This is a genomic window from Salinisphaera sp. PC39 (assembly GCF_040361335.1).
Lineage (GTDB): Bacteria > Pseudomonadota > Gammaproteobacteria > Nevskiales > Salinisphaeraceae > APNM01.
On sequence record NZ_APNM01000009.1, the window covers coordinates 70,264 to 88,504 of the forward strand.

Sequence of the window (18,241 nt, forward strand, 5' to 3'; positions counted from 1 at the left end):
CCGTCGCGGATGGCACGCCGAGGCGTCGGGCGGGGGATGGGGCACCGTCTCCCGCTGATCGCGCAGCTTCGGGAGGCCTGTCCCGGGGACTGGGTCCAGGATCTGATCGCCGGCACCGTCACGGCGATCCTCCTGGTGCCGCAGGGCATGGCCTACGCGCTGCTCGCGGGCCTGCCGCCGGAGACGGGGCTGTACGCCTCGATCGTGCCGCCGCTGGTCTACGCGCTTCTGGGTACCAGCCGCGCCCTGGCCGTGGGGCCGGTGGCGGTCGCCGCCCTCATGGTCGCGAACGCCCTCGGCCATTACGCCGGAGGCGACGAGGCGCGCTGGCTGACCGGGGCGCTGATCCTGGCCGCCGAAACGGGGCTGCTGCTGTTGTTGCTGGGCGCCTTGCGGATGGGGGCGCTGGTGAGCTTCATCAGCCATCCCGTGCTGTCCGGGTTCACCAGCGGCGCGGCCCTGCTGATCATCACCAGCCAGTTGCGCCATCTCACCGGCATCGACCTGGCGCGGGGCGACGCGTTCGATACCGTCCATGCCGCGGTCGCCCATATCGGCGAGATCCATTGGCCCACGGCGGCGTTCGCCGCGACCGCCATCGTTCTCCTGTTGCTGGCACGCGGGCCGTTGGTGCGGGCGTTGTCCGCCCTGGGCGTCGATCAGCAGCGGGCGTTGACCGTGTCGCGCACGGCGCCGCTGGCGGTCGTCGCCATGGCCACCGCGGCCGCGGCCGCGCTGCATGCGTCGGGCGTGCAGGGCCTCTCGATCGTGGGGGCGATCCCGGCCGGTCTGCCGCGCCCGGACCTGGCCTTCCTGTCGGCGCCGGGCTGGATCGAACTCGCGCCGTCGGCGGCGCTGATCGCGTTGGTCGGCTATGTGGAGAGCGTGTCGGTGGCCAAGGTCCTGGCCGCGCGCCGGCGCCAGAAGATCGACGCCAACCGCGAGCTGGTGGCACTGGGCGCCGGCAACCTGGCGGCCTCGGTGGCGGGTGCCATGCCGGTGGCGGGCGGCTTCTCGCGCTCCATGGTGAATTTCGACGCCGGTGCCCGGACCCAGCTCGCCGGCATCGTGACCGCGGTGTTGGTGGGCCTGGTGGCGCTGCTGTTCACCGGCTGGTTCCATTATCTGCCGCAGGCGGTCCTGGCGGCGATCATCGTGGTGGCGGTCGCCCGGTTGATCGACCTGGACGGCGCACGGCGCATCTGGCGCTACGATCGCGCCGACGGCCTGGCGCTGGCGGCGACCTTCGTCGCCGTGCTCACGCTCGGCATCGAGATCGGCCTGGTGATCGGTATCGGCCTGTCCCTGGCGCTGTACCTCTGGTGCACCAGCCAGCCGCACATGGCGGTGGTCGGACGCGTGCCCGGCACCGAGCATTTCCGCAACATCAAGCGGCACACGGTGGAGACCGATCCGCGCGTGCTGGCGATCCGCATCGACGAGAACCTGTACTTCGCCAACGCCGGCCAGGTCGAGGACTATATCGCCAGGCACCTCGCCTCGGCGCCGCAGGCCCGCTATCTGCTGCTGGTGATGGCGGCCGTCAATTACATCGACGCGAGCGGGCTGGAGATGCTGGAGCATCTCGAGGAGGATCTGACCCATGCGGGCGTGACATTGCACCTGTCCGAGGTGAAAGGGCCGGTGCAGGACCGCCTGAAGCAAACCCACCTGTACGCCCGCATCGCGGACCGTATCCACTTGACCACCGACCGGGCCGTCCGGTCGCTGACCCAGGAGACTGAACCGACATGATCAAGAAAGCTGCCGAACAGCGTCTGAAAGAGGCCGCCGAGTGCGTGGAATGCGTGGACGCCGACAAGATCGATCCGGACAACCTGGAGGGCTGGCTGATCCTCGACGTGCGCGAGGCGGACGAGTTCGCCAAGGGGCACATACCGGGCGCGATCAACGTCCCGCGCAGCCGTCTGGAGATGCTGGCGATCCAGAACGACGCGCTGCAGAAGGTCAAGGACTGCGACACCCTGGTCTACTGCGCCTCGGGCAAGCGCTCGCTGCTGGCGGCGGAGACCCTGAAGGCCCTCGGTGCCGCGCGGCCCGTGTCCATGGAGGGGGGCTTCAACGCCTGGCACGACAGCGGCAAGCCCGTGAAAAAGCCGGACTGAGCCGCTCAGAAACGGTCGGCACTGGCCTGCCGCCAGTGCCTCAGTGCCTCGTCGGGGGCGTCGCCGTCCAGCAGGCCGCCGGGCGGCGTCGCCGGATAGAGTTCGGCATAGGTGCGGGCCGGGCCGAACTCCGGCCGATGATAGATCAGGTCGGGGGTCAGTTCGTCCGGATGCGCGATGCCGAGCGCGCCGGTGAGGTCCAGGAACGACTGGAGCGTCAGGCGGTGGTAGTTATGCACCCGGATCGCCTTGCCCTGGACGTCCAGCGCGCGCATACGTTGCGGGGACTGGGTCGCCACGCCGGTGGGGCAGGTGCCGGTGTGGCAGCGGCGCGACTGGATGCAGCCGACCGCGAACATGAACGGCCGCGCCGCGTTGCAGCCGTCGGCGCCCAAGGCGCACTTGACCAGCATATCGAAGCCCATGGCCACCTTGCCGCTGGCCAGCAGACGGATATCGTCGCGCAGGCCGGCCCCGACCAGGGCGTTGTGCACGAAATTGATGCCCTCGTTGATATAGGTGCCCAGGGAATCCGAGAACTCCACCGGCGCCGCGCCGGTGCCGCCCTCGGCGCCGTCGACGGTGATGAAGTCCGGGCGGATGCCGGTCTCGCGCATGGCCTTGCAGATGGCCATGAACTCGCTCTTGCGGCCCAGGCACAGTTTGAAGCCGGTCGGCTTGCCGCCGGAGAGATCGCGCAGGCGGGCGACGAACTCGAGCAGGCCCGCGGGCGTGTCAAATTCGGGATGCGCCGGCGGCGACACGCAGGTGGTCCAGGGGTCGATCTCGCGAACCCGTGCGATCTCCTCGGTAACCTTGTTCGCCGGCAGTACGCCGCCGTGGGACGGCTTCGCCCCCTGCGATAGCTTGAGCTCGATCATGCGGACCGTGTCGCCAGCGGCCTTGGCCTCGAACGCGCCGCCATCGAAACGCCCCTCGCGCGTACGGCAGCCGAAGTAGCCGGTGCCGATCTCCCAGATCAGGTCGGCGCCGTGGGCCAGATGGTATTCGCTGATGCCGCCTTCGCCGGTGTTGTGGGCGAAGCCGCCCATGTGCGCGCCCTTGTTCATGGCCAGGACCGCGTTCGAGGACAACGAACCGAAGCTCATGGCCGAGATGTTCAGGCGCGAGGCATCGTAGGGCTTGGCGCATTGCTCGCCGCCGATGCGATGGCGGCCGGCCGAGGCCGGCGGGGTCTTGACCGCCAGGGAGTGCTCGGCGAAGTCGGCGCCGGCGGCCTCGACGTCGCGGATGGTGCCGAAGGGAGACGTGTCCGGCAGACCGTAGGCGCGCTCGTAGATGACCGTGCGCTGTTCCCGGTTGTAGGGCCGACCGCTCTGCTCGGACTCGAACAGATACTGGCGCAGCTCGGGCCGGATGAACTCCATCAGATAGCGGATGTGGCCGACGAGCGGATAGTTGCGCAGCACGTTATGGCGGGAATACAGGTCGTACAGGCCCACGGGCAGGCTGAGCAGAAACGGGCCCAGCGCCCATAGCCAGAGGGGCTCGAGCCATAGGGCCAGCCCCGACAGGCCGAGCACGAGGCAGGCATAGAGCGCGAACAGGGGGATCGGAAAGCCGAACATCGGAGTCCTCCGGAGGGATCGGGCACAGGATAACAAGGCCGGCGCGCCTCCCGTGTCCGGGGGTGAATGCCTATTGCGGCGGTGGCGGGGGCAACCAGGGTGACCGTCGGCGGGATCGGGAGGCCGCGTCCGCGTCGCGGGATACGCCCCGGACGGAGAACGTCACGGCCATCGCGCTTGCCGTCCGGTCGGTACTGACCCTCTCCCTGTCGGCGGGCCTGTTCGCGGCCGGTCAACCTCGTGCTGCTGCGCTACGGCGCGTGAAGGAAGGCATGATGAAGCGGCGTCACGCAAACGCGTCCTGAGGGATCGCGGGCGGCGCGACCCGATCCGGTGATCCCGGTGCTAGGATTCGCCCAGGTCCGGTTACGGTATCGACATGCGGGACACGGGGTCGACCGGTCATGACACGCGTTGGGCGTCGGCTCTGGGGCTGCTGCCGTTTGGCCGGCCGCGTTTCGACCGGCACCTGGCCGTCGCGCTCGCCTGCGCGCCGCTCTTCTGGCTGGCCCTGCGGACGCTGCCGGTATCTCCGCCGCTACCGGCGGCGCGGGAGATCGATGCCGTTCTCGTGTTCTCGCTCGTGCTCTGGTACCCGCTGGTCGAGGAAGTGGCCTTTCGCGGCGGGCTGCAGGGATGGTTGCGCGGCCACGCCGTCGCCAGGCGCGGCCTCGGCGGCGTCTCCCTGGCCAACATCCTGACCAGCCTCGCGTTCGTCGCCTGGCACGGGCTCTACCAGGGCGGCGGGGCGGCGCTTTTGGTATTCGTGCCCTCACTGATTTTCGGCTACTTCCGCGATCGATACGGGACGATCTACGCGGCCCTGTGCCTGCACGCCTGGTACAACGCCACCTTCCTGCTCGCCGTCTCCTTCCGACCTTGAGTCGCGGTAACCCGCGTTTTCGATCCAGGTCTTATCCCGCTTTTTAAGCGTTTATAGTTATAATTAAATGCTCGTTTATTATATCAATCGACGCAGAGGGACCTGTGCGACTTTCATCTTATTAATTAGTGAGGACACCCGAGATGAGGCACACAATCGAGTCGGCGATCCAACGGCCCGGGCGCGCCGGAACGCATGTCCGGGGGGCGTCGTCGCCCCTGGCCGCGGCGACCGCGATGGCCGTCGGTCTGACGGCAGGTATCGCCGGTGCGCAAACCACGCTGCAAGTACCGGCCCTGATGACCTGGAGCGACGTCAACGCGCTCACCGTCAATCCCGATGCCGAGGACGGCCGGACCTACCTGTATCCGGATGCCGTGACGCGCGACGCGGATACCGATCAGGACGGCACCGGCAGCCGCGCCTTCATCAGTTGGACGCTCGACAGCGGGCTCGGCGAGTCGCCGGGCATCCAGGTGGTCACGAACGACCTGAATTTCCCGCGCCGCAACTGCCTCATGGCCTCGGGCACCGACGCCACGTCGGGCGAGCGGAAGACCTGCAGCGACCCCCAGGGCAGCAGCAAGCGCTTCCGACTGGCCATCACCGAGCCCGATCAGCCGGTGGACCTGGTCTTCAATACCGGCAACGCGGATCTGGTGTACGCGGATCCCATCGATCCCACGGCCGAGGATTTCGAGGTCGGCCGGATCTATCGGGTGATCCAGAAGTACATCAACGACACCGGCAAGCGTCTCACCGGTTTCCGGATCGAGGTGGGTTTCGGCACCGGCGACAGCTTCGTGCCGGCGGATTTCGCGACCGATGATGTCGCCTTCGAGTTGCGCACGAATGTGCCGCGGGCGTTCTTCGGCGAGTATCGCGAGGACGACAACGGCCGCAAGGTATGGACCCCTGGCGAATACGCTACGTTCTCGCCCGCCATGTTCGATGTCCTGGAAGGTCGGTACCCGGGCGAGACGGGCTTCTTCGACGACGACATCGCGGGCCTGGTGCCGCCGCAGGATGTCGAGGCCGGAGACAAGACCCAGTACATCGACAGCGGCGACGACGTCGACGGCGCCACCGGCATCGTCGGTCCCACCACGGTCAACTATTTCGACATGAGTGCCAACCAGGCCGCGGGCGCCGGCCTCGCCGGCAGCCCGCTGGGCTACATGCTGCCGGTGCAATTGTTGCCGACCGGCATCTACGAGGACGACGACGGCGATCCGGCCACCGAGGGCGAACTGGTCGCCTGGTGGGACGGCAGCGACTGGCGCTATGGCCATGAACAGGATTTCGCGGTGGTCTCCGACGACCAGCTGAAGGCCTGGGCGAAACGTCCCCTCAGCGAGGACGAAGTGTTGGAGCCGCCGCGCTACGAGATCGGCCTGATCGACGACATGGCGGGCCTCAATGTCGACACCTTCATCTATATCGGCGAGGACTTCGACGTCGAGGCGCACGACACGCTGACCCTGCGCTTTACCGCCCATTCGGTTGAGAGCGACACCATCGCCGGTAGCGAGACGCCGGCGTGGATGGCGGCCGGCAGCGAGCCGCCCGCCCTGGACGACTATCGGCCGTCGGATAGTGGCGGCAGCGACGACGACGACTTCCTGGGTTGCAGCTACAACCCGCGGGCACCGTTCGATCCCACCGTCCTCGTGCTGCTCGCGGCCGCGCTCCTGGGCATGGGGCTGCGGCGCCGGGCCTGAGCGTCCGGACGGGTCCACGACCGGGATTCCCCGCCGGCGGTCCCGCCGCCGGCGGGCTTGCCCGATCCCGCCGGATAACACGAGAAGCTTGCCCATGAATGTATCGATACGACGGTCCCGGCGGCACGGTGCCTTCTGGCACTTGGCGACCGGGATAATGCTCGCACTGATCGGCGCGGCGCCCGCGTCGAGCCTGGCGGGCGCCGCGGACGCCACCATGCAACAGTCACCCGATGCCGTACATTCGTCCGGCAACGCCGTTCGCCTGGAGGCCGCCCTGCGAGAGATGGATCGTCTGCGCGCGCGACTGCAGACCACTGAGGACAAAGCGTCGCGGGCACGGCTGCTGGCGGATTATCGCGGGGCGTTGGCCGAGGGCATGTCGTCGCTGCCGCGCGCCGCCAATCCCGACATCGGTGGCGCCGGCGACCCGGCCGAGCAGGTCCGTCTGCTCAAGCGGCAGCAGCGCCGCTTACAGGGTCTGATCCAGCATCTCTGGACTTATATCCGCCTTAGCGGGGCGGACGCGCCATAGTCCCGTTGCCCTTGTTCCGTCGGGGATGCCCGGTGCCCGGGCACGCTCGTTTCAGCGGTTCACGATGAAGGTCGTCCGGTCCAACCCGGTATTGCCGTTGCCGGGATCGTGGGCGTAGACCGTCACGTCGTATACCCCCGGTCCGTCCACGCGGATTTCGCCCCCGAAACGGCTGGTCTCGCCCGCGTAGTCCAGGGCGACGCGGCGCGTCTTGCCGCCGTCGCGGCGGACCAGGGCGGTCACCTCGTAATCGTCGGCGTCCCACAGGCCGCCGGGCTCGATCGGACAGCCGCACATCATGGTGACGTTGGCCGTCACCGGCACGCTCGCGGTATCGGCGGACAGCTTGATGTGGGCCGGTGGCGCCAGTACGTCGACCACGAAGCCGGGCAGTTCCAGAACCCAGCCGTCGCCGCCGGTGATATCGCGGCCCGGGACGACCCACTGGGTGGACACGATCCGGTGCGCGGCCTGGGGCTGGGCCAGCGGCCCATAGGCCTCGACCTCGACCAGCCGTGGCGCGTCCAGGTCCAGGGTGGTCTCGAAGGCGGCCGCCGAGGCATCCGCCAGGCCGGCGCGCCGGCCGCCGTCCTCGTGCATCAGCCGGCCGGTATCGCCGGTGCCGCCCCGGGTCAGTCCCGTGGCCAGCGTCTCGCCGGTGTGCGCGTCGCGCAGGGTGATGCGCACGCCGCCCATGCTGGTGCCGACGAACTTGGCGTCCTTGCTGAGCACGCGGACCGTGATCCCGGTGGGTTCGGCCGCGGCGACGCCCGCCGCCAGCAGCGCGGCGCCGGCCAGGATTGTGGTTGCGATCTTGCGCATGGGATCTCCGTTTCGGTATGGGTGGGAAACGTCAGCCGGTGGGCGTGTCGGGGTCGGTCGCCGGTGGCGTCGACGGTTGTTCGGTCTCGCCGCCGCCATCGTGCGGGATGATCAGCATGGGACGCATGCTGTTGTGCAGGACATGGTCGGTGACGCTGCCCAGGAGCAGGCTCGCGACGGCACCGTGGCCGCGCGAGCCGAGCACGATCAGGTCGGCGCCCCGGCGTTCCGCTTCCTCGACGATCGCCGGGCCGATACGGCCGCTCTGTAGCACCGGCACAGTCTCGATGCCGGCCTCCCGCAGCTCGCTCTCGGCCGCCCGCAGTATCTCCACGCCCTCGACGCTCTCCGCGTTGGCCAGGCGCTCCACGTAGCGTTTTTCCACCAGGGACTTGCGGGCCAGCTCCAGGGTCTCGTCGGGGATTTCGTAGACCAGGAACACGATCACGCGGGCATGACAGAGCAGGGCCAGTTCCCTGACACGCCGGCCCGCCTCGCGGGAAGCCTCGGAACCGTCGGTGGCGAACAGGATACGGTCGAACATGTCGTCACTCCGTCGGAGTCAGCAGGGGGCGGCGTTCGGCATGGCGCAGCGCTCGCGGTGCGCGGGCGCCGGGCAGCAGGCGCATCGCGCCGTAGACGACGATACCCGAGATCATGCCGGGCAGGATTTCGTAGACGTCGTCGCCCCAGCCCAGTATGAAACGCCAGACGATCACGGTGGCGACGCCGCTCGCGATCACCGCGACCGAGCGTCCCGGCGGTAGGCTGCCCCAATAAAGCCGCCCCAGCATCAGGGGTCCCAGGCCGGCGGCCAGTCCGGACCAGGAGATGATCACAAGCGCGAACACGGTCGTTCCCGAGGTCACCGCGACCGCGAGCACCGCCAGGGTGACGACGGCCGTCGCGATCTTCGCCTTCCAGTAGGACTGTCCCATGCCCGGCACCAGGTCCTGGCTGATCGCGGCCGAGCAGGCGAGCAGTTGCGAGTCGGCGGTGGAGATGGTGGCGGCGAACAGGCCCGCCAGCACGAAGCCGACCAGTAACGACGGCAGGAAGCGTTGTGCCAGCTCCGGCAGGGCCAGTTCGGGATCGAAGGCCGAGGTCTCGGGCAACAGGATGCGGGCGTACAGGCCCACGGCGACGGTCGCGAACGCGAACGGCACATACCATGTGAAATAGATGCGCCGCGTCTTCCGGATCAATTCGGTCGAGCGCAGGGCCATGGTCCGGATCAGGATATGCGGTTGTCCGACCACGCCCAGTCCGGCCGCGATCCAGCCCAGCACGAAAGCGAGAAAGCCGAATTCAAGGTCGGCAGGCACCAACCGCACCAGGGAGGGATCCTCGGCGGCCAGCAGGGACAGCAGCGCGACCGGCGAGCCGAGCCGGAGCATACAGATCACGACCAGGGCCAGCATGGCGCCGAGCATCACGACCGCCTGCGCCGCGTCGGTCCAGATCGAGGCGCGGATGCCGCCGGCGAAGCTGTAGAGCAGGATGATGCCGGCCCCGGCGACTGCGCCCGCGGCCTCCGGCCAGTCGAACATTACGTGCAGCGCCTTGCTGCCCGCGGTGAGTTGGGCCGCGGCATAACTGGTGAGGAAAACCAGGGTGACGAGGCCGGCCGCGCGGGCGACCCGGCGCTCGACCCGGCCGCCACGGTTCGCCAGGAAGGCTGGGATGGTGTTCGCCGGCTGGAGTTCCGAGACCCGGCGCAGGCGCGGGTGCACGGTGTGCCAGGCGACCCAGTCGCCCGCGATCCAGCCGGCCATCAGCCAGATCGCGGAAAGGCCCTGGGCATAGGTATAGCCGATCAGGCCGATGAACATGTAGCCGCTGTTGTTCGTGACCACCGACGACAGGGCGGTGAGCCAGGGACCGACACTGTGGCTGGCCACCAGGTAGTCCTCGACGCTCGCCGTCTTCTTGCGCATCGACAGCATGCCGATGACGACGAACAGCAGCAGGCTCGCGAGAAAGCTGACGGCGACCAGTGACATGGCCCGGAGGGTAGCGCCCCGTCGCGCAGGGCCGGTTGATCTGGATCAACCGCCGTTTTCGGCCGCTATCGCCCCGCGGCGTCGCGGGCGGACGCCGTTCCCGTGTTGCGGTCGGTCGTCCTCAGCGCAACTCGAACTCGGCCGGCACCGGCGCCGCCATGTACTTGCGGTAATCGTCGGGCGTGGACGGCCAGGTATCCGGCACGCCGCGATCATCCAGGTACCAGTTGGCGCAGCCGGTGACCCAGGCGGTGTTGTCCATGTCCGCCTCCATCTCGGCGTCGAGGCGGGCGGCGGCATCCGCGCGCGGCGTCAGCAGGGTGCCCTCGTCGCGCCGCAGGCGCTCGATGCAGGCCATGATGTAGTTGGTCTGGGTCTCCGCGATCGAGATCACCGAGTAGTTGGCGATCGGCGTCTTGGGGCCCAGGATCAGGAAGAAGTTGGGAAAGCCGGGCACCGCCACCGTGCGGTGGGCGTGCGGGCGGTCCGCCCAGGCCTCGCTCAGGGTGTGGCCGTCGGCCGTCTCCAGCTCGATGGGGCGGACGTAGTCGTGCGCCCGGAAACCGGTGGCCAGCACCAGCACGTCCAGTTCGTGCAGCTTGCCGTCGCGGGTCACCACGCCCTCGGGCACGACACGCTCGATGTCGTCGGTGACCAGGTTCACGTTCGGGCGCTGCATGGCGTCGTAATAGCCCCAGGACAGGATCATGCGCTTGCACATGGAGGCGTAGTCCGGCGTCAGCTTGCGGCGCAGTTCGGGGTCGCGCACGCGATTGAGGTTCCAGTTTACGACCCGGTCGATGAGCTTGTAGCGCAGGCTGTTGCGGTTGACCACGGCGTACGAGAAGACGCGCTCCCAGCCGAGCTGATAGAGCTTGTACAGGGCCCGCATCAGGCCCGGCACCCGCCGCGCCAGGGTGCGGCCGAGGCGGCCGTACTTGCGGTCGGGGTAGGGGAATATCCACTGCGGCGTGCGCTGGAACACGGTGAGGTCCTGGCCGCGGCGGCCGAGCTCGGTGGTGATCTGGACGCCGGTGGAGCCGGTGCCGATCAGGCCCACGCGCTTGCCGGTCAGGTCCAGGTCCTCGGGCCAGCGGGCCGAGTGGAAGCAGTCGCCGGCGAAGCTGTCCAGGCCCTCGATGTCCGGATACGACGGGTGGTGCAGGACGCCGGTGGCGGCGACCACGACATCGGCCGTGTCGGTGGCGCCGTCACGCGTGGTCAGGTGCCAGCGGTTGCCGTCGTGGCGGCCGTGGGTCAGCTCGCTGTTGAAGCGGATGTGCCGGCGCAGGTCGTACTTGTCGGCGATCGAGCGCATGTAGCGCTGGATCTCGGGGCCCTGCGCGAAGCGGTGCTCCCACTCCGGGTTGGGCTCGAACGTGTAGGTGTAATAGTGGGCGGGGACATCGCAGGAAAGGCCCGGATAGCGGTTCTCGCGCCAGGTGCCGCCGACCTCCGAGGCCTTCTCGTGGATGGTGAAATCCTCGATCCCGGCGTTCTTGAGCCGGATACCCATGAGCATGCCGGACATGCCGGCGCCGACGATCGCGACTCGCGGCTGCGTGATGGCCATATTGTCACTCCTCCCGGGCCTTGCGCCCGCGATGCACTGTAATATCAGTATTTATGGTCGGACAGTTTGTCCGATCCCTTGATGCTAGCGGATCGCCGCCGACTCGGCAATGGCATAATGCGGCGCTCATGAAAGCGACAGCGGACAGTATCGGCGGACGGCGGGTCGCCAACCGCGAGGCCATCGAGGCCCGCCTGGTCGACGCCATGGAGCGCCTGATCGACTCGGGGCGCGGGTTCGCCGCGGTGAGCGTCGCCGCCCTGGCGCGCGAAGCGGGCATCGCCCGCTCGACGTTCTATTTCTACTTCCGGGACCGGGGCATGCTCCTGCGGCGGCTGCTGCAGCGGGTGGCCGACGAGATCATCGAGGCCACCGGCGTCTGGCTGGCGCTGCCGGAGGCCACCGACCGGCGCGCCCTGGACGACGCCTTCCTGGGCGCGCTCACCGTCTATGATCGCCACAGGGCGGTGATGACTGCCGCGATCGAGACCGCCACCCACGATGCCTCGGTGCGCGCGGCGCTGGACGACATGATGGCGCGGCTGATCGAGCGCGTGCGCCATGCCATCGTGCGCCTGCGGGAGACCGGCCGGGCGCACCCGGACGCGGACCCCGAACTGGCGGAAGTGCTGACCTGGTCCTCGCTCTACACCACCCATGAAATGCTGGGGCAGGGCGGGGCGGACCGGGTGGCGGTCTTGTCCGGCCACCTCGCGCATATCACCTGGCGCGCGGTCTTCGCCGACGGCGGCAACCGCTAGCTCGGACCGCCAGGCGGCGGTCCCGGAACGGAATCCGGCAGACCTGGGATGTTGCTCCGGCCGGTACGTCGACGGACGATGCCGGTCACCCCGGCGGGCGGAGCGTCAGAGGGGCAGGCGAGGTGTGCCGCCGTCGTGCTCCAGTTCCCAGCGGGCGTGCCAGATACCATCCGTGCGTTCCAGGACCAGGTAATTGCGCTGGGCGGTATAGATGCCGCGGCGGCCGGGCAGGGGATGCAGCCGGATCGGATGGCCGGGCAGGGGCGATTCGCCGAGGCGGGCGAGGGCGCCCAGGCTGCGCGCGTACCAACGCGGCGGCGGCGGATGCGTGATGCCGGAGGCGATCAGTTGGTGCATCGGCCGCGGGCCGTAGGCCAGGGTCCCGTGTGTCGCCAGATGGATTTCGCCCGAGAGCACCGTCACGTGTTGCCCGGGCTGGCCGTGGTTGTCCAGGAGGCGGCGCAGGAAGCGCCGCCATTCGGCACGGTGGGCCCGGCTCTGCCACTGATCGCGCAGGTCGTCCTCGTATTTCTGCACGCCGGGCATGAGCAACAGGCTCCGCTCGACCCAGGACAGCCGCGGCCCCAGTACCGGGACGCTGGACAGGACGAATACCCGCTCCGCGGTCGCCGCGTTCATCGCGCGCTCGAAGGTGTCGTGCCCGAGTTCGCTCATGACCCGATCCGGGCGGCGACCGGAACGCAGATCCGGGGCCACCAGGTCCACGCCCGGCAACGATGTCGCCCAGGACAGCGTCCCGCCGCCGGCGTCCAGGCAGATGGGCGGCGGCCCGTCCGGATGCGCGCCGAGCTGGAACAGCATGAACAGCTCCCGCGCCACGCCGAAGACCGCGCGCCCGATCGGCGAATCGAGCTGCGCCGGTTTCAGGGACCCCCAACCGTCGCAGATGTCGTGGTCGTCCCACATGCACAACGAGGGTATCCGGGCCAGCAGGGCGGCGGGGCCTTCCTGGGTGTAGAGCTGCAGGTAGCGCTCGAACAGGTGCGTGCGCAGCGCGTTGCGGATCGCCAGCAGGACGTTCGGATCGCGGGTCGCGGCGGGTTCGCCGTCGCGCCAGGCCCGTAACTCCGGCCGCGAATCCAGCATCTCGTCGGCATAGATCTGGTCGCCGCCCTGCAACAGCAGATGGAAGGGGGCGGCCTCGTGCTGTCGGGCGAGCCGGTGCCAGAGCACGTTCCGTTCCTCGAGCGGCCGTTCGCGATCGCCGTGCTCCTGGCCGTTGCAGGACACGTAGGCGAGGCGTAGATCGCCCGCCATGACGGTTTCCACGGGGTAGCGGGCGCCGTCCAGCGTGTACGACGCATCCGGCTGCGTCGCGAGATCGAAGCTGTAGCGCCAGACCTTGACGCCGTGCCAGACGTACAGCGGCTCGGCTTTCACGGTTCCGCCTTCGGCGTGCAGGTCGGGCGGGTTCTCGCGCTCCGGCCGGACCAGGATCGCCGCCAGCGAGATCCGTTCGCCGTGATGGCCGCGGAAATACAGGAAGGGCCCGGCGCGATCGATGCGCGGTGCCGCGGGCCTGTCGGCGCGCGCCTGGTCGTCGATGGGAATGGGACTCATGGCCTGTCCGACAGCACCGTGTCGGGGACGTTCGGGGTCGCACCCGTCACCGGGCCGTCTCGCCGCCGGCGCCGCAGCCGCCGCCGGCCTGGGTGACCGGGGGCGGGCTGCCGGGGCGATAGCGGACCAGCACGGGATAGGGCTCGCCGCTCTCGTCCTGCATGTTGGAGATGCCGCGATACGTCAGCAGCCGCTTGCTCCCGGGGTCGTAGGTCAGCACCAGATCCTCCACGAACCAGTCCGCCAACAACATATCGACCGTCACGCGAAAGCGCACAGCCCGCTCGCCGTCCAGCATGGTGTCCTCGATCCGATGTATCCGCATGTCGGCGATTTTCTGACGCGCGGCAAGGACGAAATCGAACGTCACCGGCTCGCCGGCCATGAGTCGCTCGAAACGCGACTGCACGAACGGATGGATGCCGGAATCCCCGACCATGCCGGGCCGCGGCTCGAACGGCTCCACGACGACCTCGCCGTTGGGGCCCTCGCGCTTGAACATCCGCCAGTCGCCTTCCGGACCGCGCCGGATGCCGGCGGTGTCGCCGGAGCTCAGGACACGCAGCCGGAACTCGGGGATGAACCGGTTGTGCGACAAGTCCATCGATTTGCGCCCGATGATCTCGCCGCCGGCATCGCGATACACCACCCGCCACCGCAACGGGGGATCGTGCTCGTCGACCGGCCTGTAGTGGGCCGTGAACGCCAGGTCATCCGAGTGCGCGTGGTAGGCGTAGCCCGTATAGCAATGCGACGGCAGTTCCGCCGATGCGGCCGTGCACAGCACGACGGGAAGCGCGGCTAGCAATCGCGGCATGACTCTCCCTTGGGGCGCGGATGGCGGACTGGCGTGTGCCGGATCAGGTTCCGGCACTATTGCACAGGCCCGGACCGATACTCTAGCCGCGGACCCACGGTAAGCCACGGATGCGAGGCATCAAGGGCGGCTACCCGTACCCGTGTGTATGTCGCCGGACGGCGCTGGAAGCGGCGAGACCGGCCCGGAATGCCCTGGCGCGCGGCCTCACGTGCCGCGATCGCCCTGAATTTTCAGATGGGCTGCGCGGTGGGGCGGAACAGGATTTCATTCACGTCGACCTCCGCGGGCTCGTTGACGGCGAAGGCGACCATCCGGGCAAAACTGTCGGCCGGGATGGCGATCTGGTCGACGAAGGCCTTGGTTTGCTCTCGGATCTCCTTTTCGCTGATCTGATCGAGCAGTTCGGTCGCCACCGCGCCGGGCGAGATCACGGTCGTGCGGATATTGTAGGGCTTCACCTCCTGGCGCAGGCCCTCGGAAAGCGCCCGGACGCCGAACTTCGTGGCGCAATAGACCGTGGCATCGGGGCCGAGCTTATGGCCGTAGACAGAGGACACATTGATGATGTGACCGGATTGCTGTTCCTTCATGTAGGGCAGGGCGGCCGCGATCCCATAGAGCGTGCCCTTGAGGTTGACGTCGATCATCCGGTCCCATTCGTCGACCTTGAGCCGCTCCATCGGGGCGAGGGGCATCAGGCCCGCGTTGTTGAGCAAGACGTCGACCTTGCCGAACGACTCGACCGCGGTATCGACCAGATTCTTGACTTGATCGCGCTCGGTGACGTCGGTCGCGACCGCCTTGGCCTTGTGTCCGGCGTCGATCAGTTCGCGCTCCAGCCTGTCGAGGCGTTCCTTCCGGCGAGCACCGAGCACGACGACGGCGCCCCGCTCGGCGAGATGGTGGGCGGTGGCTTCGCCGTTGCCGCTGCTCGCACCGGTGATGACGACGACCTTGCCTTGGATGTTGTCGGTCATGCGATATTCTCCTTCATGCGTGCATGGTCGGACGGTGCCGCAACTTCCGTTATTCGGCGGCACCGCCGTTGTATTGCCGGTCGGTCACCGGCTCTTTCCAGATAACGTTTTCGCCGTTCTTGAGTTGCTGGATGGCGAGATGGGTCACCGCGTTCGTATCGGTGGCCCCGTGCCAGTGCTTTACGCCGGGCGGGGTCCGGATAACGTCGCCGGGCCGCATGATTCGCTTTTCGCCGTCTTCCGCCTGAACCCAGCCCGTGCCTTCGGTCACGATCAGCACCTGTCCGGCGGGGTGCGTGTGCCAGTGCGAACGGGCCCCGGGCAGGAAGGTGACCGATGCGCCGTTCGAGCGGAAGCTGTCGCCGGCGGAAAATAGCGGTTCCACGTAGGCGGTCCCCGTGAAGTAATCGTCCGGGCCGATGTAACCCTCGCGATCCCCGTTTTGCGAAACCTGCATCCCCTGAGCGAACGCGCCGCCGGTCCATATCAGGCAGGCGGCCGCAATCAGTGCTCGGTGTGTCATGGGGTATCTCCCGTGTCGTGTTCGGGCAAGAATGACGAGGATGCCATCGACGCGGGCATCCTCCCGGCATGCGTCGATCGCGTGCCGAGCGTTATACGCCCGTATCGGCGCGGTCCGCGCGTACGATCTCGTGCCGCAGCCAGACCACGCCACCCGCGAGGGTGTCGCAAGAGAGCAGACGCAGATGCTGCCCCTCGCACGGCAAAGAATCCGGCGGGCCCGCATGCTCGTAGATCGCGGGCACGCCCGACAGGCCGTCGATGGCGGGGCAGATCAGCGTGCTTGTCGCGTCGATCAGGCCCGCGGCGAGGAATGCGCCGTTGGTCATGCCGCCGCCCTCCAGGATCAGGTGACGACTCCCCAGCGCCTCCCCGATCTCCGCCATCGCCGGACCGAGGCGTTCGCCATCCGGGCCGGCGAAAACATAAGAGACCCCCGCCCGTCGGAGTCGGGCGAGACAATCGTCCGTCACCCGTTCCGAGAGCAGGGTCACGACGTGATCGCCGTCGATGTCGTTCCGGGTATGGCGAAGACGGCCCCGTGGGTCGATCACCACGGCGATCCCGCGATCGCCGGGATCGGCCCAATGGGCGGGGCGCGCCTCCGGGGTCTCGCGCAGGTCGGGCGTGGTGTCCTGGTCGAGATGGTCGAGGATGCTGCGGCGGCCCACGATCCAGCCGTCGCCGCCCAGGCGCTCGGCCGTATCCTCGTAATGTTCCTCGATCAGTTCCGACACCCGTCCGTCCGCCGGATCGGTCCAGCGGTCCGGGTCCAGGCGGCCGTCGAGCGAGGTGATCATGTGGCAGGTGATCTTGGGACGCATCAGCCGGCGTAGTCCGCGTCGCTGACTTTCTCCAGCCAGGTCACGGGCGAGCCGTCCTGACTTTCCTGGATGGCGATATGGGTCATGGCGATATCCGGCGCCGCCCCGTGCCAGTGTTTCTCATCCGGCGGGATCCAGACCACGTCGCCTGGGTGGATCACCTCGACCGGTCCGCCGTCGCGCTGTACGCGACCGACGCCCTGCGTGACGACCAGGGTCTGGCCTAGTGGGTGCGTGTGCCAAGCGGTGCGCGCGCCGGGCTCGAAGGTCACGGCGGCGCCCGATGTTCGGCCCGGCGCCTCGGCGGCGAAAAGCGGATCGATCCGGACTGTGCCGGTGAAATAAGCCTCGGGCCCCGCCTGCGATGGCCGGGTATCGACTCGCGTGATCTGCATGGGGTGACGCCTCCTTCCCCTGTCTGACAACCGCATGACAGGAACGATATTGTTGCGGCAGCCGTGAATAAACAGGGGATGCTAGCTTACAGTTATGAATGAAATTCAATAATATGCCGCCGATACCATCGTCATCGACCCGGTCGGGACCGAGGCAATCGCGCGCATTCGTGAGGGAGTTTTATCGGTGCTGAGAGAGAATGTCGTCGATCTGATGTCCTTCGTGGCCGTGGCGCGAGCGGGCAGCTTCACCCGCGCCGCCGCCCAGGTCGGCGTTTCGCAATCCGCCTTGAGCCATGCCGTACGGGGGCTGGAAGGGCGCCTCGGCATCCGCTTGCTTGCCCGCACGACCCGCCAGGTCAGACCGACCTCGGAGGGCGAACGCGTCCTGGCGCGGATCGCCCCGCATTTCGCGGAGATCGAGGACGAACTCAAGGCCCTGGTGGAGATGCGGGACCGGCCGGCCGGAACGATCCGGATTACGGCCACCGACCATGCCGCCGATACGGTGATCTGGCCCAAGCTGGCGCCCGTTCTCAAGGATTATCCGGAGCTCAAGGTCGAGATCGTCACGGATTACGCCCTGACCGATATCGTGGCCGAGCGTTTCGATGCCGGGGTGCGCCTCGGGGAGCAGGTGTCAGAGGGCATGATCGCCGTCCGGGTCGGACCGGATTTCCGCATGCTCGCGGTCGCCGCGCCGTCGTATTTCCGGGGACGGGAACGGCCGCGCGTGCCGGAGGACCTGACGGAGCATTGCTGCATCAATCTGCGTCTGGCGACACACGGTGCTATCTATGCCTGGGAATTCGAGCAGGGCGGGCGCGAGTTGCGAGTGCGCGTCGACGGACAACTGACCTTCAATACCGTCTACTCGGTCGTCGATGCCGCGCTTCTGGGGTACGGGATCGGCTACGTCCCGGAGGACCTGGTGCGTCGTCATATCGACCGGGGACGCCTGGCATCCGTGCTCGAGGACTGGAGTCCGCCATTCCCGGGCTATTATCTGTACTACCCACATCGCCGGCGTTTCTCGCCGGCATTCGACGTCGTCGTCGAGGCAATGCGTTATCCGGTATGACAACGACGTCATTGTCGGCGCGCAGCAC

Annotated in this window: 18 protein-coding genes; 7 read left to right on the top strand and 11 right to left on the bottom strand. The window is 68.1% G+C overall.

Annotated elements, in window-relative coordinates; translation table 11 throughout:
• The first annotated feature begins 36 nt into the window (after nt 1-36).
• Both PC39_RS10245 and PC39_RS10250 read left to right on the top strand, forming a co-directional pair.
• The gene (locus tag PC39_RS10245; protein WP_353253289.1) at nt 37-1,755 is read left to right on the top strand and encodes a SulP family inorganic anion transporter; all 1,719 of its coding nucleotides are present in this window, start codon (nt 37-39) and stop codon (nt 1,753-1,755) included.
• Nucleotides 1,752-2,126 carry a rhodanese-like domain-containing protein gene (locus tag PC39_RS10250; RefSeq protein WP_353253290.1) on the top strand — a complete coding sequence of 125 codons (375 nt, stop codon included), beginning with the start codon at nt 1,752-1,754 and terminating at the stop codon, nt 2,124-2,126. The genes PC39_RS10245 and PC39_RS10250 overlap by 4 nt, the downstream gene beginning before the upstream one ends.
• 5 nt (nt 2,127-2,131) lie before the next feature.
• Here the strand turns inward: PC39_RS10250 and PC39_RS10255 are convergent, their stop codons facing one another.
• Nucleotides 2,132-3,715 (bottom strand): FMN-binding glutamate synthase family protein, encoded by a 1,584-nt coding sequence (locus tag PC39_RS10255; RefSeq protein ID WP_353253291.1) that lies wholly within the window; start codon nt 3,713-3,715, stop codon nt 2,132-2,134.
• 379 nt (nt 3,716-4,094) lie between these two features.
• Here PC39_RS10255 and mrtJ point away from each other — a divergent pair, with 379 nt between their 5' ends.
• From mrtJ to PC39_RS10270, 3 genes are all read left to right on the top strand, one after another.
• Nucleotides 4,095-4,598: a JDVT-CTERM system glutamic-type intramembrane protease MrtJ gene (mrtJ, locus tag PC39_RS10260; protein WP_353253292.1), complete on the top strand. Its 504-nt coding sequence runs from the start codon at nt 4,095-4,097 to the stop codon at nt 4,596-4,598.
• Nucleotides 4,599-4,741: 143 nt separating this feature from the next.
• Complete coding sequence (locus PC39_RS10265; RefSeq protein ID WP_353253293.1) at nt 4,742-6,319, top strand: choice-of-anchor F family protein; 1,578 nt, start codon at nt 4,742-4,744, stop codon at nt 6,317-6,319.
• Nucleotides 6,320-6,476: 157 nt separating this feature from the next.
• On the top strand, nt 6,477-6,854 hold the full coding sequence (locus PC39_RS10270) for a hypothetical protein (protein WP_353253294.1): 378 nt from the start codon (nt 6,477-6,479) through the stop codon (nt 6,852-6,854).
• Between the two features lie 51 nt (nt 6,855-6,905).
• On the opposite strand, the gene PC39_RS10275 is transcribed toward PC39_RS10270, so the two are convergent.
• From PC39_RS10275 to PC39_RS10290, 4 genes are all read right to left on the bottom strand, one after another.
• Nucleotides 6,906-7,676 carry a hypothetical protein gene (locus PC39_RS10275; RefSeq protein WP_353253295.1) on the bottom strand — a complete coding sequence of 257 codons (771 nt, stop codon included), beginning with the start codon at nt 7,674-7,676 and terminating at the stop codon, nt 6,906-6,908.
• 31 nt (nt 7,677-7,707) lie between these two features.
• Nucleotides 7,708-8,220: a universal stress protein gene (locus PC39_RS10280; protein ID WP_353253296.1), complete on the bottom strand. Its 513-nt coding sequence runs from the start codon at nt 8,218-8,220 to the stop codon at nt 7,708-7,710.
• Between the two features lie 4 nt (nt 8,221-8,224).
• Nucleotides 8,225-9,679 (bottom strand): sodium/proline symporter, encoded by a 1,455-nt coding sequence (locus tag PC39_RS10285; RefSeq protein ID WP_353253297.1) that lies wholly within the window; start codon nt 9,677-9,679, stop codon nt 8,225-8,227.
• Nucleotides 9,680-9,800: 121 nt separating this feature from the next.
• The gene (locus PC39_RS10290) at nt 9,801-11,252 is read right to left on the bottom strand and encodes a flavin-containing monooxygenase (RefSeq protein ID WP_353253298.1); all 1,452 of its coding nucleotides are present in this window, start codon (nt 11,250-11,252) and stop codon (nt 9,801-9,803) included.
• A gap of 128 nt (nt 11,253-11,380) precedes the next feature.
• Between PC39_RS10290 and PC39_RS10295 the strand changes: the two genes are divergently transcribed.
• Entirely contained in the window at nt 11,381-12,013 is a 633-nt protein-coding gene (locus PC39_RS10295; protein WP_353253299.1) for a TetR/AcrR family transcriptional regulator, read from the top strand.
• Nucleotides 12,014-12,118: 105 nt separating this feature from the next.
• Here the strand turns inward: PC39_RS10295 and PC39_RS10300 are convergent, their stop codons facing one another.
• From PC39_RS10300 to PC39_RS10325, 6 genes are all read right to left on the bottom strand, one after another.
• On the bottom strand, nt 12,119-13,594 hold the full coding sequence (locus PC39_RS10300; protein WP_353253300.1) for an alkaline phosphatase D family protein: 1,476 nt from the start codon (nt 13,592-13,594) through the stop codon (nt 12,119-12,121).
• A 46-nt stretch (nt 13,595-13,640) separates the two neighbouring features.
• Nucleotides 13,641-14,411, bottom strand: coding sequence for a hypothetical protein (locus PC39_RS10305; protein WP_353253301.1), 771 nt, complete (start codon nt 14,409-14,411; stop codon nt 13,641-13,643).
• A gap of 233 nt (nt 14,412-14,644) precedes the next feature.
• Nucleotides 14,645-15,391 carry an SDR family oxidoreductase gene (locus tag PC39_RS10310; protein ID WP_353253302.1) on the bottom strand — a complete coding sequence of 249 codons (747 nt, stop codon included), beginning with the start codon at nt 15,389-15,391 and terminating at the stop codon, nt 14,645-14,647.
• A 49-nt stretch (nt 15,392-15,440) separates the two neighbouring features.
• Nucleotides 15,441-15,914 carry a (R)-mandelonitrile lyase gene (locus tag PC39_RS10315; protein ID WP_353253303.1) on the bottom strand — a complete coding sequence of 158 codons (474 nt, stop codon included), beginning with the start codon at nt 15,912-15,914 and terminating at the stop codon, nt 15,441-15,443.
• Between the two features lie 91 nt (nt 15,915-16,005).
• On the bottom strand, nt 16,006-16,737 hold the full coding sequence (locus PC39_RS10320; protein ID WP_353253304.1) for a dihydrofolate reductase family protein: 732 nt from the start codon (nt 16,735-16,737) through the stop codon (nt 16,006-16,008).
• Entirely contained in the window at nt 16,737-17,132 is a 396-nt protein-coding gene (locus PC39_RS10325; protein ID WP_353253305.1) for a (R)-mandelonitrile lyase, read from the bottom strand. Before PC39_RS10325 ends, PC39_RS10320 begins: the two co-directional genes overlap by 1 nt.
• Nucleotides 17,133-17,319: 187 nt before the next feature.
• Here PC39_RS10325 and PC39_RS10330 point away from each other — a divergent pair, with 187 nt between their 5' ends.
• Nucleotides 17,320-18,213 carry a LysR family transcriptional regulator gene (locus tag PC39_RS10330; protein ID WP_353253306.1) on the top strand — a complete coding sequence of 298 codons (894 nt, stop codon included), beginning with the start codon at nt 17,320-17,322 and terminating at the stop codon, nt 18,211-18,213.
• Nucleotides 18,214-18,241 lie beyond the last annotated feature (28 nt).

Bases quoted from the DNA above. Each gene is read 5' to 3' on its own strand.
- PC39_RS10245 (WP_353253289.1), top strand. From the start codon at position 37: ATGGGGCACCGTCTCCCGCTGATCGCGCAGCTTCGGGAGGCCTGTCCC.
- PC39_RS10250 (WP_353253290.1), top strand. From the start codon at position 1,752: ATGATCAAGAAAGCTGCCGAACAGCGTCTGAAAGAGGCCGCCGAGTGC.
- PC39_RS10255 (WP_353253291.1), bottom strand. From the start codon at position 3,715: ATGTTCGGCTTTCCGATCCCCCTGTTCGCGCTCTATGCCTGCCTCGTG.
- mrtJ (WP_353253292.1), top strand. From the start codon at position 4,095: ATGCGGGACACGGGGTCGACCGGTCATGACACGCGTTGGGCGTCGGCT.
- PC39_RS10265 (WP_353253293.1), top strand. From the start codon at position 4,742: ATGAGGCACACAATCGAGTCGGCGATCCAACGGCCCGGGCGCGCCGGA.
- PC39_RS10270 (WP_353253294.1), top strand. From the start codon at position 6,477: ATGCTCGCACTGATCGGCGCGGCGCCCGCGTCGAGCCTGGCGGGCGCC.
- PC39_RS10275 (WP_353253295.1), bottom strand. From the start codon at position 7,676: ATGCGCAAGATCGCAACCACAATCCTGGCCGGCGCCGCGCTGCTGGCG.
- PC39_RS10280 (WP_353253296.1), bottom strand. From the start codon at position 8,220: ATGTTCGACCGTATCCTGTTCGCCACCGACGGTTCCGAGGCTTCCCGC.
- PC39_RS10285 (WP_353253297.1), bottom strand. From the start codon at position 9,679: ATGTCACTGGTCGCCGTCAGCTTTCTCGCGAGCCTGCTGCTGTTCGTC.
- PC39_RS10290 (WP_353253298.1), bottom strand. From the start codon at position 11,252: ATGGCCATCACGCAGCCGCGAGTCGCGATCGTCGGCGCCGGCATGTCC.
- PC39_RS10295 (WP_353253299.1), top strand. From the start codon at position 11,381: ATGAAAGCGACAGCGGACAGTATCGGCGGACGGCGGGTCGCCAACCGC.
- PC39_RS10300 (WP_353253300.1), bottom strand. From the start codon at position 13,594: ATGAGTCCCATTCCCATCGACGACCAGGCGCGCGCCGACAGGCCCGCG.
- PC39_RS10305 (WP_353253301.1), bottom strand. From the start codon at position 14,411: ATGCCGCGATTGCTAGCCGCGCTTCCCGTCGTGCTGTGCACGGCCGCA.
- PC39_RS10310 (WP_353253302.1), bottom strand. From the start codon at position 15,391: ATGACCGACAACATCCAAGGCAAGGTCGTCGTCATCACCGGTGCGAGC.
- PC39_RS10315 (WP_353253303.1), bottom strand. From the start codon at position 15,914: ATGACACACCGAGCACTGATTGCGGCCGCCTGCCTGATATGGACCGGC.
- PC39_RS10320 (WP_353253304.1), bottom strand. From the start codon at position 16,737: ATGCGTCCCAAGATCACCTGCCACATGATCACCTCGCTCGACGGCCGC.
- PC39_RS10325 (WP_353253305.1), bottom strand. From the start codon at position 17,132: ATGCAGATCACGCGAGTCGATACCCGGCCATCGCAGGCGGGGCCCGAG.